The 14,629-nt window shown below is 63.9% G+C and carries 10 protein-coding genes; all 10 read left to right on the forward strand.

The genetic code is table 11. The features are described 5' to 3' along the window. Window positions 1–146: 146 nt before the first annotated feature. On the forward strand, window positions 147–2,489 hold the full coding sequence (gene clpA, locus CDQ91_RS11745) for an ATP-dependent Clp protease ATP-binding subunit ClpA (protein ID WP_088472912.1): 2,343 nt from the start codon (window positions 147–149) through the stop codon (window positions 2,487–2,489). Further along, entirely contained in the window at window positions 2,486–2,965 is a 480-nt protein-coding gene (locus CDQ91_RS11750) for a hypothetical protein (protein ID WP_144036763.1), read from the forward strand. The genes clpA and CDQ91_RS11750 overlap by 4 nt, the downstream gene beginning before the upstream one ends. 72 nt (window positions 2,966–3,037) lie before the next feature. Next, complete coding sequence (map, locus tag CDQ91_RS11755) at window positions 3,038–3,877, forward strand: type I methionyl aminopeptidase (protein ID WP_088472914.1); 840 nt, start codon at window positions 3,038–3,040, stop codon at window positions 3,875–3,877. A 233-nt stretch (window positions 3,878–4,110) separates the two neighbouring features. Then, window positions 4,111–6,294 carry a PQQ-dependent dehydrogenase, methanol/ethanol family gene (locus CDQ91_RS11760; protein WP_088472915.1) on the forward strand — a complete coding sequence of 728 codons (2,184 nt, stop codon included), beginning with the start codon at window positions 4,111–4,113 and terminating at the stop codon, window positions 6,292–6,294. Between the two features lie 428 nt (window positions 6,295–6,722). Further along, a complete protein-coding gene (locus CDQ91_RS11765) occupies window positions 6,723–7,061 on the forward strand; it encodes a P-II family nitrogen regulator (protein ID WP_088472916.1) in 339 nt (112 codons plus the stop codon). Window positions 7,062–7,135: 74 nt separating this feature from the next. Beyond that, a complete protein-coding gene (gene glnA / locus CDQ91_RS11770; protein WP_088472917.1) occupies window positions 7,136–8,548 on the forward strand; it encodes a type I glutamate--ammonia ligase in 1,413 nt (470 codons plus the stop codon). 166 nt (window positions 8,549–8,714) lie between these two features. Continuing rightward, on the forward strand, window positions 8,715–10,205 hold the full coding sequence (locus CDQ91_RS11775) for a PQQ-dependent sugar dehydrogenase (RefSeq protein ID WP_088472918.1): 1,491 nt from the start codon (window positions 8,715–8,717) through the stop codon (window positions 10,203–10,205). 56 nt (window positions 10,206–10,261) lie between these two features. Beyond that, on the forward strand, window positions 10,262–11,572 hold the full coding sequence (locus CDQ91_RS11780) for a M20/M25/M40 family metallo-hydrolase (RefSeq protein ID WP_088472919.1): 1,311 nt from the start codon (window positions 10,262–10,264) through the stop codon (window positions 11,570–11,572). Between the two features lie 97 nt (window positions 11,573–11,669). Continuing rightward, window positions 11,670–13,106 carry an aldehyde dehydrogenase family protein gene (locus CDQ91_RS11785; protein WP_088472920.1) on the forward strand — a complete coding sequence of 479 codons (1,437 nt, stop codon included), beginning with the start codon at window positions 11,670–11,672 and terminating at the stop codon, window positions 13,104–13,106. Window positions 13,107–13,333: 227 nt separating this feature from the next. Beyond that, window positions 13,334–14,563 carry a bifunctional glutamate N-acetyltransferase/amino-acid acetyltransferase ArgJ gene (gene argJ / locus CDQ91_RS11790; protein WP_088472921.1) on the forward strand — a complete coding sequence of 410 codons (1,230 nt, stop codon included), beginning with the start codon at window positions 13,334–13,336 and terminating at the stop codon, window positions 14,561–14,563. Window positions 14,564–14,629: the final 66 nt, after the last annotated feature.

The raw sequence follows: 14,629 nt of genomic DNA on the forward strand, positions 1-14,629 counted from the left end.
ACGCCTCGTTAGCCGCACGACAACCGCCGTCATCGTAATTTCACAAAGCCATCCGCTTTTCCCTTGCAGGGCGGCGGCGGCATCGCCACCTTGTGTTCCTAGGGGCCGCCTCTCTCCCCCGGCGGGCCTCGCAAGGAGAAAAGTCCATGCCGTCTTTTTCGGAGAGCCTCGAAAAGACCCTGCACAATGCGTTGAAAGCCGCATCGGAGCGTCACCACGAATATGCGACGCTCGAGCATCTGCTCTTCGCGCTGATCGACGACGACCATGCCGCCGAAGTGATGCGCGCCTGCGGCGTCGCGATCGACGATTTGCAATCGGCGGTCGTCCATTATCTCGACACCGAACTCGACAGTCTGAAGGTCGAGGGGCACAGCGACCCAAGCCCGACCAGCGGCTTCCAGCGCGTCGTCCAGCGCGCGATCCTGCACGTCCAGTCGTCGGGCAAGGATGAAGTCACCGGCGCCAATGTTCTCGTCGCGCTCTTCTCCGAACGCGAAAGCTACGCCGTCTATTTCCTGCAACAGCAGGACCTGACGCGCCTCGACGCCGTCTCCTACCTCAGCCACGGCGTCGGCAAAGGCGGCAAACCCTCGCCGCAGGCCGAGCCCGAGGAAAAGGAAGAGACGAAGGACAAGGACAGCGGCGGCAAGAACAAGAAAGAAACCGCGCTCGACCAGTTCACCGTCAACCTCAATGAAAAGGCCAAGGTCGGCAAGGTCGATCCGCTGATCGGCCGCCATGCCGAGGTCGATCGCACGATCCAGATCCTCTGCCGCCGGTCGAAGAACAACCCGCTCTATGTGGGCGATCCCGGCGTCGGCAAGACCGCGATCGCCGAGGGCCTTGCGCGCAAGATCATCGAGGGCGACGTGCCCGAAGTGCTGCTGCCCGCGGTCATCTATTCGCTCGACATGGGCGCGCTGCTCGCGGGCACGCGCTATCGCGGCGATTTCGAGGAGCGGCTGAAACAGGTCGTGACCGAACTCGAAGGGCTGCCGCATGCGATCCTGTTCATCGACGAAATCCACACCGTCATCGGTGCGGGCGCGACGAGCGGCGGCGCGATGGATGCATCAAACCTGCTCAAGCCCGCCCTCTCGGGCGGCGTTATCCGCTGCATCGGCTCGACGACCTACAAGGAGTTCCGCAATCATTTCGAAAAGGACCGCGCACTGCTGCGCCGGTTCCAGAAGATCGACGTGGTCGAACCGACGCTCGAGGACACCAAGAAGATCCTCGCGGGTCTGCGCAGCGCGTTCGAGGCGCATCATCAGGTGCGCTACACCCCCGATGCGATCAATGCAGCGGTCGAACTGTCGGCGCGCTACATCAACGACCGCAAATTGCCTGACAAGGCGATCGATGTGATCGACGAGGTCGGCGCGATGCAGATGCTCGTCGCCCCGTCGAAGCGCAAGAAAACGATCACCGCCAAGGAGATCGAGCAGGTCATCGCAACGATGGCGCGCATCCCGCCCAAATCGGTGTCGAGCGACGACAAAGCGACGCTCGCCAGCCTGGAGACCGACCTTAAGCGCGTCGTCTTCGGTCAGAACACCGCGATCGAAGTGCTGTCGTCGGCGATCAAGCTGCCGCGCGCGGGCCTGCGCGATCCCGAAAAGCCGATCGGCAACTACCTGTTCAGCGGCCCGACCGGCGTCGGCAAGACCGAGGTCGCGAAGCAGCTCGCGTCGATCATGGGCATCCCGCTCCAGCGCTTCGACATGTCCGAATATATGGAGCGCCATTCGGTCAGCCGCCTGATCGGTGCGCCCCCGGGCTATGTCGGCTATGATCAGGGCGGCCTGCTCACCGATGCGATCGACCAGAACCCGCATTGCGTGCTGCTGCTCGACGAAATCGAAAAAGCGCATCCCGACCTGTTCAACATCCTGCTGCAGGTCATGGATCATGGCCGCCTGACCGATCATCACGGCAAGACCGTCGACTTCCGCAACGTCATCCTGATCATGACGACCAATGCGGGCGCGAGCGACATGGCGCGCGAGGGCATCGGCTTCGGCCAGTTCACGCGCGAAGATGTGCAGGAGGAAGCGGTGAAGAATCTCTTCACCCCCGAATTCCGCAACCGCCTCGATGCGATCGTGCCGTTCGGCTATCTGCCGCCCGAGGTCGTCGCGCGCGTCGTCGACAAGTTCATCCTCGAACTCGAACTGCAGCTCGCCGACCGCAACGTCCACATCCAGCTCGACGATGCGGCGCGCGAATGGCTGACCGGCAAGGGCTATGACAAGCTCTATGGCGCACGCCCGATGGGCCGCCTGATCCAGGAAAAGATCAAGCAGCCGCTCGCCGAGGAATTGCTGTTCGGCAAGCTCGTCCATGGCGGCGAGGTCAAGGTGAAGATGAAGACCGGCGACGACGCCAAGGTCGGCAATCCGCTCGCCTTCGAAATCGTCTCGGCCCCGCCCAAAGCGAGCAAGGCCAAGCCCAAAGCCGACAAAGCGAAGAAGGCGGCTGAGTGACAGCGGGGGCGGTGCGCAAAAACAAAATGCGCACTGCCCTCCTTGCTGGACTTGGGTTGTCGACGATTTGGGCGGCCTATTGGTTGTGGCCGGCCGCCGCGGCAAAACCTGACTTCCTGTTCGATACCCACTCGACCTCGATAGTGGATTTCCACGATCTCACGAAAGATATCCGGCCCGAGCTTCCGTATTTCCAGCGCGGAAGCTTCCATTCGCCAGACGGCAAGCGCCTTCGTCCGCGGGATATCATCAGGGACGCGCGCGACCCCGACAACATCGACTCACCCGACTTCATTGCGCTTTTTCGACTAAAAACCGGGACGACGCGTGCCGATTTTGTCACAGCATCCAGAGCGATCTGGGCTGTTTGCGACTCCGCCATTGCGGTTGCCTCGGATGATCGGGAGGACGCCCCTACGCTGCTTCCCGTCAAGCACGGCAAAGACTGCGGGTTTCTGTTTCCGGATACACCCTGACCATCTCTGGTCGTGCCATGAAGCCCGAGCAGCCCCCTCGCTTTTTCGGCCTCCCGCCGCTATATGAGTCCCATGTACGACTATGTATCCGTGACCGCCGGCGACGCGGCGAGCCCCACTCCCGTGCGCGACGGCACGATAAAGCTCCACGACGAGGCGGGCTTTTCCGGCATGCGCAAGGCGGGGCGGCTGTCGGCCGAAATCCTCGACGCGCTGGTTCCTTTCGTCCAGCCCGGCGTCACCACCGCCCAGATCGACGACCTCGTTCGCCAGATGATGCTCGACGGCGGCGGCATCCCCGCAACCTTGGGCTATCGCGGTTTCACCCACAGCTGCTGCACCAGCATCAACCATGTCGTCTGCCACGGCATTCCCGACGACAAGCCGGTGCGCGAGGGCGATATCGTCAATATCGACGTGACGACGATCATCGACGGTTGGCACGGCGACACCAGCCGCATGTATCTGGTCGGCGACGTACCCATCAAGGCGAAGCGCCTCGTCGACATCACCTATGAATGCCTGATGCTCGGCATCGAGCAGGCGAAGCCCGGCAACCGCATGGGCGACGTTGCGCACGCGATCCAGCAGCACGCCGAAAAGCATCGCTATTCGGTCGTCCGCGATTTCTGCGGCCATGGGCTGGGACAGATGTTCCACGACGCTCCCGAAGTCGTCCACGCCGGACGCCCCGGCACCGGCCCCGAACTTCGCCCCGGCATGTTCTTCACGATCGAACCGATGGTCAATACCGGCAAATATGCGGTGAAGATGCTGGCCGACGGCTGGACCGCGGTGACCCGCGACCGCAGCCTGTCGGCGCAGTTCGAACATAGCATCGGGATCACCGAAACCGGCTGCGAGATTTTCACCGCCAGCCCGAAGGGCCTGAACGCGCCGCCTTGGCAGTAATAGCCCGGTAGCCCGGCGCAATCGTTCCCCGGCGAAAGCCGGGGCCCAGCGCATGGTCACGCAACCTTGGCTCTATTTCGCTCTGGACCCCGGCCTTCGCCGGGGAACGGATTCTTGCAAGGCGCGGCCAGCTTCCTCCACTCACCCCCCACTTTCCCCCTTGCACCTCCGTGCCTTCGGGCGCAGTCTTGACGTTAACGTCAAGCATAGGCGTCGAAACGGGAGAGCATGGAATGGCGAAACGGGTCTTTTCGGCTGCGCTGCTGGGCAGCGCGCTACTGGCACTGGCAGCATGCAACGCATCGGAGAATGAAAGCGCCAGCGGCGGATCGCTCGATGCCGCTGAGAAAGCCAGCGAGACCCTGCTCAAGACCGGCGGCAACGGCGATAACTGGGGCGCCATCGGTTACTCCTATGACGAGCAACGCTTCAGCCCGCTGACCGACATCAACGACAAGAATGTGGGCCAGCTCGGCCTCGCCTGGTCCGCCGACCTCGACGATGCACGCGGGCAGGAAGCGACCCCGGTGGTCGTCGACGGCGTGATGTATGTCACCCACGCCTGGTCGAAGGTCAGCGCATGGGATGCCGCGACGGGCAAGGAACTATGGAAATTCGACCCCAAGGTTCCCGGCGAGCGCGCGGTTTCGGCCTGCTGCGACGTCGTCAACCGCGGCGTCGCCGTCTGGGGCGACAAATTGTTCGTCGGCGCGCTCGACGGCCGCCTGATCGCGCTCGACCGCAAGACCGGCAAGGAACTCTGGTCGACGCAGACCTTCGACACGTCGAAACCCTATACGATCACCGGCGCACCGCGCGTCGTGAAGGATATGGTGCTGATCGGCAATGGCGGCGCCGAATTCGGGGTGCGCGGCTATGTCACCGCCTATGACGCCGACACTGGCAAGGAGCGCTGGCGCTTCTACACCGCGCCCAACCCGACCAAGGCGAAGGACGGCGCTGCTTCGGACGACATCTTTGCGAGCAAGGGCAATGCGACCTGGTCCGACAAGGGCGAGTGGCAAACGTCGGGCGGTGGCGGCACCGTCTGGGACGCGATCGTCTATGACAAGGATCTCGACCAGATTTACCTCGGCGTCGGCAACGGCAATCCGTGGAACCATGGCACGCGCTCGAATGGTGAGGGCGACAACTGGTTCCTCTCGTCGATCGTCGCGCTCGACGCCTCGACCGGCAAATATGTCTGGCATTATCAGGAGACCCCGGCCGAAACCTGGGACTATACTGCGACCCAGCCGATCATACTCGCCGAGCAGGCGGTGGACGGCACCCCGACCAAGGTGCTCTACCACGCGCCAAAGAACGGCTTTTTCTTCACGATCAACCGCAGCAACGGAAAGCTGATCGACGCCAAGCCCTTCGTCGATGGAATCAATTGGGCGACGGGTTACGACATGGCGACCGGCCGCCCGATCGAAAATCCCGACGCGCGCTTCTACAAGACCGGCAAGCCCTTCATCGCCGTCCCCGGCGCGCTCGGCGCGCATAATTGGCATCCGATGAGCTACAATCCCAAAACCGGGCTCGTCTACATCCCGGCGCAGCAGATCCCGCAGGGCTATCTCGCCGACATGGACGAACTCGACAAGCGCAAGGTGCTCGGCTTCAACGTCGGCACCTCGCTCAACAAGACGATGCTCCCCGACGATCAAAAGGCGTTCCGCGCAGCAATCGCCGCGACCACCGGACGGCTCGTCGCCTTCGATCCGCGCACCGGCAAGGTCGCATGGGGGGTCGATTATCCCGCCGCGTGGAATGGCGGCACGATGACCACCGCGGGCAACCTCGTCTTCCAGGGCACCAGCACCGGCCGCTTCCGCGCCTATGCGGCCGACACCGGCAAGCAACTGCTCGACCTCGACATGCAGTCAGGGATCGTCAGCGCACCGTCGACCTTCCGCGTCGGCGGGGTGCAATATGTCGCCTTCATGACCAGCAAGGGCGGCGCCTTCCCGCTTGTCGCCGGGATCGCGGGCGGCGTGACGCGCAAGGTTCCCAATATCCCGCGCCTCGTCGTGCTCAAGATCGGCGGCACCGCACAGCTCCCCGCGCCTCCGGCAACGACGACGCTCGCCTGGACCCCGCCGCCGATGACCGCCAAGCCAGCCGAAGTCGCGGCGGGCAAGGCGCATTTCGGGCGCTATTGCCAAGTCTGTCACGGCGACAGCGCGATCGGCAACGGCTTCACCCCCGACCTGCGCGTCTCGGGCACCCTCGCCAACGCCGACGCGTGGAAATCGGTGATCATCGACGGCGCGCTCAAGGATCGCGGCATGGTGAGCTTTGCGCGCGTGCTCACTCCGCAGGATGCCGAAGCGATCCGCGCCTATGTCATCGAACGGTCGAACTGGACCAAGGCCAATCTGCCCGAAGTATCGGCACCGATGGGACGATAGTCCAGATCCTCCCTGTCGCGTAGCGATGGGGAGGGGGAGTGCGGGGTCGTCCAGTCCCCCGGACTGGACTTGGATTGCCGGGGGCAATCCAACCTCGCGCTCCGCGAAGCGGTGGTGGAGGGGCCGCGACGGCAGCGCCAAAGCCCCTCCGCGACTGCGCCGCTGCCGCCTCCCCATGCCTGCGGCACAGGGAGGATCAATATGCCGCTTTTTTAGGCAGCCAATTCACCCCACTGCCCACGCCTTGGGCAGCACCGCCAACCCCCATCCAAAATTGTCCCGAAAGCGCGCGATTCGCCAATTGGCACGGCTCTTGATTGGTGCAAGATGGCGGGACACCGCGGCGACTCACCAGCCAGGACCGGATCAGGCGCGCCTGACCCGGCTTTGACTGCGAGCAGCGGAGGAAGGCCCAAAGGGGGATTGAAGTGAAGAAGATTGAGGCGATCATCAAGCCGTTCAAGCTCGACGAGGTCAAGGAAGCGCTGCATGAAGTCGGCGTCAGCGGCATCACCGTTACCGAGGCCAAGGGCTTCGGGCGGCAGAAGGGCCACACCGAACTGTATCGCGGCGCTGAATATGTCGTCGACTTCCTGCCCAAGGTGAAGCTGGAAATCGTCGTCGAGGACTCGATGGCCGAACGCGTCGTCGAAGCGATCGCGGCCGCCGCGCAGACCGGCCGCATCGGCGACGGCAAGATTTTCGTCAGCCACATCGAATCGGCGCTGCGCATCCGCACCGGCGAACGCAACGAAGACGCGCTTTAAGACACCCCGAAACCCAACAGGTTCAACCCATCCCGGCTCTCGCCGGCGACTATCGCAAGAAGGAAGTCTAGATCATGGCTACGAAGCCCAAGGATATCATCGCACGGATCAAGGAAAATGACATCGAGTGGGTCGATCTGCGCTTCACCGATCCCAAGGGCAAATGGCATCACCTGACGATGGTCGCCTCGGTCCTCGGCGAGGATGAACTGGAAGACGGCCTGATGTTCGACGGCTCGTCGATCGAAGGCTGGAAAGCGATCAACGAAAGCGACATGATCCTGAAGCCCGATCTCGACGCCGTCTATGACGACCCCTTCTCGGCGACCCCGATGCTGATCATCGTCTGCGATATCGTCGAACCCGCGACCGGCGAAGGCTATTCGCGCGACCCGCGCACCACCGCGAAGCGCGCCGAAGCCTATGTCGGCACCACCGGCATCGGCGACACCGTCTATGTCGGCCCCGAAGCCGAATTCTTCATGTTCGACGATGTCCGCTTCGAAACCGGCTATAACAAGTCGGGCTTTGAAATCGACGATATCGAGCTGCCGACCAACAGCGGCCGCGCTTACGAAGGCGGCAATATGGGCCACCGTCCGCGCATCAAGGGCGGTTACTTCCCCGTCGCGCCGGTCGACAGCGCCGTCGACATCCGCGCCGAAATGGTCTCGACCATGCTCGAACTCGGCCTGCCGTGCGACAAGCATCACCATGAAGTCGCCGCCGCCCAGCACGAACTCGGCCTGACCTTCGGCACCCTCACCGAAACCGCCGATCGCATGCAGGTCTATAAATATGTCGTGCATCAGGTCGCCCATGCGTACGGCAAGACCGCAACCTTCATGCCGAAGCCGATCAAGGACGATAACGGCAGCGGCATGCACACCCACATTTCAATCTGGGAAAAGGGCAAGCCGCTCTTCGCCGGTAACGGCTATGCGGGCCTCAGCGACATGTGCCTCTATTTCATCGGCGGCGTGATCAAGCATGCCAAGGCGCTCAACGCCTTCACCAACCCGTCGACAAACAGCTACAAGCGCCTCGTCCCGGGCTTCGAAGCCCCGGTTCTGCTCGCCTACTCGAGCCGTAACCGCTCGGCTTCGTGCCGCATCCCCTATGGTGCGGGCGCCAAGGCGAAGCGCGTCGAATTCCGCTTCCCCGACGCGATGGCGAACCCCTATCTTTGCTATTCGGCGCTGCTGATGGCGGGCCTCGACGGCATCCAGAACAAGATCCACCCCGGCGACGCGATGGACAAGAATCTGTACGACCTGCCGCCCGAAGAGCTGAAGGAAGTCCCGACCGTTTGCGGCAGCTTGCGCGAAGCGCTCGACAGCCTGCTCGCCGACCACGACTTCCTGCTCAAGGGCGACGTCTTCTCGAAGGATCAGATCGAAGCCTATGTCGAGCTGAAGTGGGACGAAGTCCATCGCTTCGAACAGACCCCGAGCCCGGTCGAGTTCGAAATGTACTACAGCGCCTGATCCGCAAGGTTCAGCGACGCGAAGAAGGGCGTCCGGTTCGGGGGAACCGGGCGCCTTTTTTTTCGCCAGCTTCTCTGCCGGATAGCAGGTTGCGGGTCCCGGTCGCCGGTGGCAGGATACGCATGAAAAAGGCCCGAGAGGCCCCAACGCAAAAGGCAGCGAACCCATGACGATGCGCGTCTCTTATGCCCTGCCCTCTCTGTTGCTCGCCCCCTTGTTGCTGGCGTCATGTGGCGGCGGGGGGAGCGGAGGCACGCCGCCCGCGCAAAATGCACCGCCGGTCTTCACATCGCCCCAAACCGCCTCGATGATCGAGAACGGAACCGCAGCCTATCAGGCAGCCGCGAGCGACGCCGACGCCAACACGCTCGTCTTCTCCATCGACGGCGGTGCCGATGCCGCGCTTTTCGCCATCAGCGCTGGCGGGGCGCTGCGCTTCAACACCGCGCCGGACTATGATCTTCCCGGTGATGGCGATGGCGATAATGTCTACAATGTCCGGATCAGCGTCAGCGACGGCAGGGCCATCGCCACTCAGGCGATCAATATCACCGTCACCAACAGCCGCGAGGGCATATCGGTGGCGCGCGTCGGCACAGGATTCGTGCAGCCGACCTTCGTTCTGGGCATTCCCGGAAGCAGCGATGTCTATGTGCTGGAAAAGGCTGGCCGGGTCTACCGCCTCAATCCCTCTACCGGTGCGAAGACGCTGCGCTTCACTGTCGGCGACCTATCGACCGACGGCGAGCGCGGATTGCTCGGCATGGCGCTGTTGCCCAACCCGGCGAATTCCGATCGCTTCATGATCTATTGCACCAATGCCGCAGGCAATATCGAGATCCGCGAATATGGAGCCCTCTCCGGAACACCGCAAATACTCGCAAGGCTCACGATACCGCATCCCGGAGCGAACAATCACAACGGCGGCTCTATGGTCTTCGGCCCCGATGGTCTTCTCTATGTCGGCACGGGTGACGGCGGTGGCGCGGGTGATCCCGGCAACAACGCCCAGAACCCCCATTCGCAGCTTGGCAAGATATTGCGGATCAGGGTTGTCGAAGATCCCTATGCGGGTGCGTCGCCGACCTTTTTCACGCCGGCTCCCGGCAATCCCTATCTCGGCGGCGGGGGCGACCCTTATGTCTATGCGCTCGGCCTGCGCAATCCGTTCCGCACTTCCTTCTCGGGATCGACGCTGATCATCGGCGACGTCGGTCAAGGCGCGGTGGAAGAGATTGATCTTGTCACGGCGACGCAGCCCGGACTCAATTTCGGCTGGCGGTTCAAGGAAGGGACACAGCCCTACACTGGCACCGCGCCCGGCGGCCTCACCGATCCCGTGGCAGAATATGGCCATGGCAGCGGTCCGCGACAGGGCAATTCGATCACCGGCGGCCATGTGTATCGCGGCCCCGTGGAGTCACTCGCCGGCCAATATGTCTTCGCCGACTTTGTGTCGGGCAACATCTGGTCGGTACCCTTCGCCAGCCTCGTCCCCGGCCAGACACTCGCCTCGTCGCGCTTCGCGCGGCGGAATGAGGATTTCGCGCCCGACGCCGGGACGCTAAGTTCGATCGCCTCTTTCGGCGAAGACAGTGCGGGCAACCTCTTCCTCATCAGCATCGGCGGCGACATCTTCATGATACGCCCCGGCTGACGACTTGCCCCCGCGCACGCAGCACGCCACAAGGGAGACGTCCAGAGGAGTCCCCCATGAAATCGTTGCCGCTTGCCGCCCTCGTCGCCGTCCAGCTTGCCCTCGCGCCCACCGCGCAGGCAAAGCTCAGCAAAGCCGAAAGCGGCATGGCGAAAACGGTCGCGGCCGAACAACAACGCTCGATCACGCTGCTCGAGCGCCTCGTCAATCAGAACAGCGGAACGCTCCATCTCGCGGGCGTCGAAAAAGTCGGGCAGATGATGCGCGCCGAACTCGAACCGCTCGGTTTCAAGGTGGCATGGAAACCGGCACCCGAAACGAAGCGCGCCGGACATTTGATCGCCACCCATGTCGGCAAGCCCGACGCGAAGCGCCTGCTCCTGATCGCCCACCTCGACACGGTGTTCGAACCCGATTCGCCCTTTCAGACATTCATCCGCAAGGGCGATATGGGCGAAGGCCCCGGCGCCGGCGACGACAAGGGCGGGATGGTCGTCATCGTCGCCGCGCTGCGCGCGATGCAGGCAGCGGGGACGCTGAAAGACGCGAACATCGAAATCCATATGACCGGCGACGAGGAGGATGCCGGCGAGCCCACCGAACTGTCGCGCGCCGACCTGATCGCCGCAGGAAAGCGCAGCGACGTCGCGCTCGATTTCGAAGGGCTGGTCCGCGACAATGGCGCCGACATGGGGTCAATCGCGCGGCGCAGCAGCGAAAGCTGGACCGTCACTGCGACCGGCAAAACCGGCCACAGCTCGGGCATTTTCAGCGCCGCGGCGGGTGACGGTGCCATTTATGAACTCGCGCGCATCCTCCACCGTTTCCGCACCGAACTTCCCGAACCCAATCTGACCTTCAACGTCGGACTGATCGCGGGCGGCGAGAGCGCCAGCGTCGATGCCGGCGGGATTCGCGCCGTCGCGACCGGCAAGACCAACATCATCGCGCCGACCGCGATCGCGCGCGGCGACCTGCGCACCTTGTCGGTCGAACAGGCGACCCGCGTGAAGGCCAAAATGGCAGCGATCGTCGCCGATCATGCGCCTGCGACGGGGGCGACGCTAAGCTTCGATCCGGTGGGTTATCCGGCGATGGCACCGACCGAAGGCAACAAGGCGCTGCTCGCCAAGCTCAACGGCGTGAACCGCGATCTGGGCCTTGCCGAAATGGCGCCGCTCGACCCGCTGAAGCGCGGTGCCGGCGACATCAGCTTCGTCGCCGTCGATGTCGATGGGCTCGCCGGACTCGGCCCCTATTCGACCGGCGATCATGCACCGGGCGAAGCCGTCGACATCCCCAGCATCGCGCGCCAGGCAACCCGCGCTGCCATATTGATGTCACGCCTCGCTGCTGAAAAGCGCTAGGCCGTCACCTTTCACAGTTGGCCTTCCTTGATTCATCCGCCACAGTGATTAGGTAGCAATCCGAGACGTAAAATTACCGCCGATTGGGAGACAGACGATGAGCAATACCGAACAGCATCTGAAACAAAATTACATCGGCGGCCAATGGGTCGACAGCAAGGGCGGCAAGCCGCACGACGTCATCAACCCCGCGACCGAAGAAGCGGCCTCGACGATCATCCTCGGCACCGCCGCCGATGTCGATGACGCCGTCGCCGCAGCGAAAGAGGCCTTCAAAACCTTCTCGCAAACCACCCGTGAAGAACGCCTCGCGCTGCTGAACCGCATCGTCGAGGAATATAAAAAGCGTGGCGCCGACCTCGCCAAGTCGATGGCGGCCGAAATGGGCGCCCCCGTCAGCTTCGCCGGGACCGCACAGGTCGGCGCCGGCATTGGCGGCTTCCTCGGCACCATCGCGGCGCTGCAGGATTTCTCCTTCACCGAAAAATATCACGCCGGCATCCTCGCCTATGAACCGATCGGCGTCGTCGGCATGATCACCCCGTGGAACTGGCCGCTCAACCAGATCGCGCTCAAGGTCGCCCCCGCGCTAGCCGCAGGCAATTGCATGATCCTCAAGCCGTCGGAAGAATGCCCCGGCAACGCGACGATCTTCGCCGAAATCCTGGACGCTGCGGGCGTGCCCCCGGGCGTGTTCAACCTCGTTCAGGGTGACGGTCCGACTGTCGGCAATGCGATCTCGTCGCACCCGGGCATCGAAATGGTGAGCTTCACCGGATCGACCCGCGCCGGCATCCTCGTCGCCAAGGCGGCGGCCGACACCGTCAAGCGCGTCCATCAGGAACTCGGCGGCAAATCGCCGAACATCGTCCTGCCCGACGCCGATTTCGCCGCCGTGCTGCCCCCGACGGTGCAGGGCGTGCTCGTCAACACCGGCCAGAGCTGCATCGCCCCGACCCGCATCCTAGTCCAGAAGGATCGCGAAGCCGAAGCCGTCGGCGTCATCAAGGCGATGTTCGACGGAACGCAGGTCGGCGATCCGATGAGCGAAGGCGGCCACATCGGCCCCGTCGTCAACAAGGCCCAATATGACAAGATCCAGGGCCTGATCCAGTCGGCGATCGACGAAGGCGCGACGCTCGAGACCGGCGGCACCGGCCTGCCCGCGAACGTCAACCGCGGCTATTTCATCAAGCCGACGGTCTTCTCGGGCGTCACCCGCAATATGCGGATCGCCAATGAGGAAGTCTTCGGCCCCGTCGCGACCGTCATGGCTTATGACACGCTCGAAGAAGCGGTCGATATCGCCAACGACACCGAATATGGCCTGTCGGCGGTGATCTCGGGCGACCCCGCCAAGGCCGCCGCCATCGCGCCGAAGCTGCGCGCCGGCATGGTCGCGGTCAACGCCTGGGGCCCCGGCCCGGGCGCGGCGTTCGGCGGCTACAAGGCGTCGGGCAACGGCCGCGAAGGCGGCCTGCTCGGGCTCAAGGATTTCATGGAAGTGAAATCGATCAGCGGCATCCCGGCCTAATCCCTTAATCCTCCCTGTGGCGAAGCCATGGGGAGGGGGACCGCCGCGAAGCGGTGGTGGAGGGGCTGCGACGCCAGCGTCAAAAGCCCCTCCGTCAGCGCTACGCGCTGCCACCTCCCCATCGCTTCGCGACAGGGAGGATCAAACGCAAGCCTCACTACCCCTCCCACCTGCGGGAGGGGTTTTGCGTTGAGCGCTCCCGTCGCACCCGCTATGCGCAGCGCATCATGACCAGCACCCGCTCCCCGCTCGCGCCCGAAACCTTCCCCGCCCTCCCCGACATCGCCGGGGTGACGCGCCGCGTCGCCCGCGCGCAGTATAAGAATTGGGACCGCTGCGACCTCACTTATGTCGAACTCGCCCCCGGCACGACAGTCGCGGGCGTCTTCACCCGCAATGTCTGCTGCTCGTCGGAAGTCGAACTCGGCCGCGAGCAGGTGAAGGGCGGCGTCGGCCGCGCCTTGATCGTCAACGCCGGCAATAGCAACGCCTTCACCGGCTATCGCGGGCGTGAAGCGGTCGAACAGATTATGGCGCAGGTCGCCGATCACCTCGGCTGCGCGCAGTCGGAAGTCTTCGTCAGCTCAACCGGCGTCATCGGCGTGCCGCTGCCCAAGGACAAGGCCCGCGACGGAGTCGCGGCCGCGCTCACCGCGCAGCCCTGCTCATGGGAAGCCGCCGCCGAAACCATCTGCACCACCGACACTTTCGCCAAGGGATCGGCGGCGAGCGCCATCGTCGGCGACCGGACCGTGCAGGTCGCGGGGATCGTCAAGGGATCGGGGATGATCGCCCCCGACATGGCGACGATGCTCGGCTATATCTTCACCGACGCCGCAGTCGCGCCTGCGCTACTGCAGGAGATGCTGAGCGAAGCGACCGGCGGCAGCTTCAACAGCATCACCGTCGACAGCGACACGTCCACGAGCGACACCGTGCTGCTCTTTGCAACTGGTCGGGCAGGCAACGTGCCGCTCACCACCCGCGACGATCCGGGCGCAGACGCGCTCTATGCCGCAATCCGCGCCGTCTCGCTCGACCTCGCGCAGCAAGTCGTGCGCGACGGCGAAGGCGCGTCGAAATTCATCGAAATTCAGGTGAGCGGCGCAGTCAGCGACCACAGCGCGAAGCGCGTCGCACTCGCCATCGCCAATTCGCCGCTGGTGAAGACCGCGATCGCGGGCGAGGACGCGAACTGGGGCCGCGTCGTGATGGCGGTGGGCAAGGCCGGTGAGCCGGCCGACCGCGACAAACTCGCGATCCGCTTCGGCGATCATTGGGTGGCAAAGGACGGGCTGCCGGTCGACGGCTATGATGAAGCGCCGGTCGCTGCACATCTCAAGGGTCTCGAAATCCGCGTCGGCGCCGACCTCGGTCTAGGCGAAGGCCACGCGACCGTTTGGACGTGCGACCTCACCCACGGCTATATCAGCATCAACGCCGATTACCGGAGCTGAGACCAAAATCCCGTCATTGCGAGCGCAGCGAAGCAATCTCCAGCCATCGGACTATTGCAAGGCCGA

It is taken from the genome of Sphingopyxis witflariensis (assembly GCF_002205635.1).
In the GTDB taxonomy this organism is placed as follows: domain Bacteria; phylum Pseudomonadota; class Alphaproteobacteria; order Sphingomonadales; family Sphingomonadaceae; genus Sphingopyxis; species Sphingopyxis witflariensis.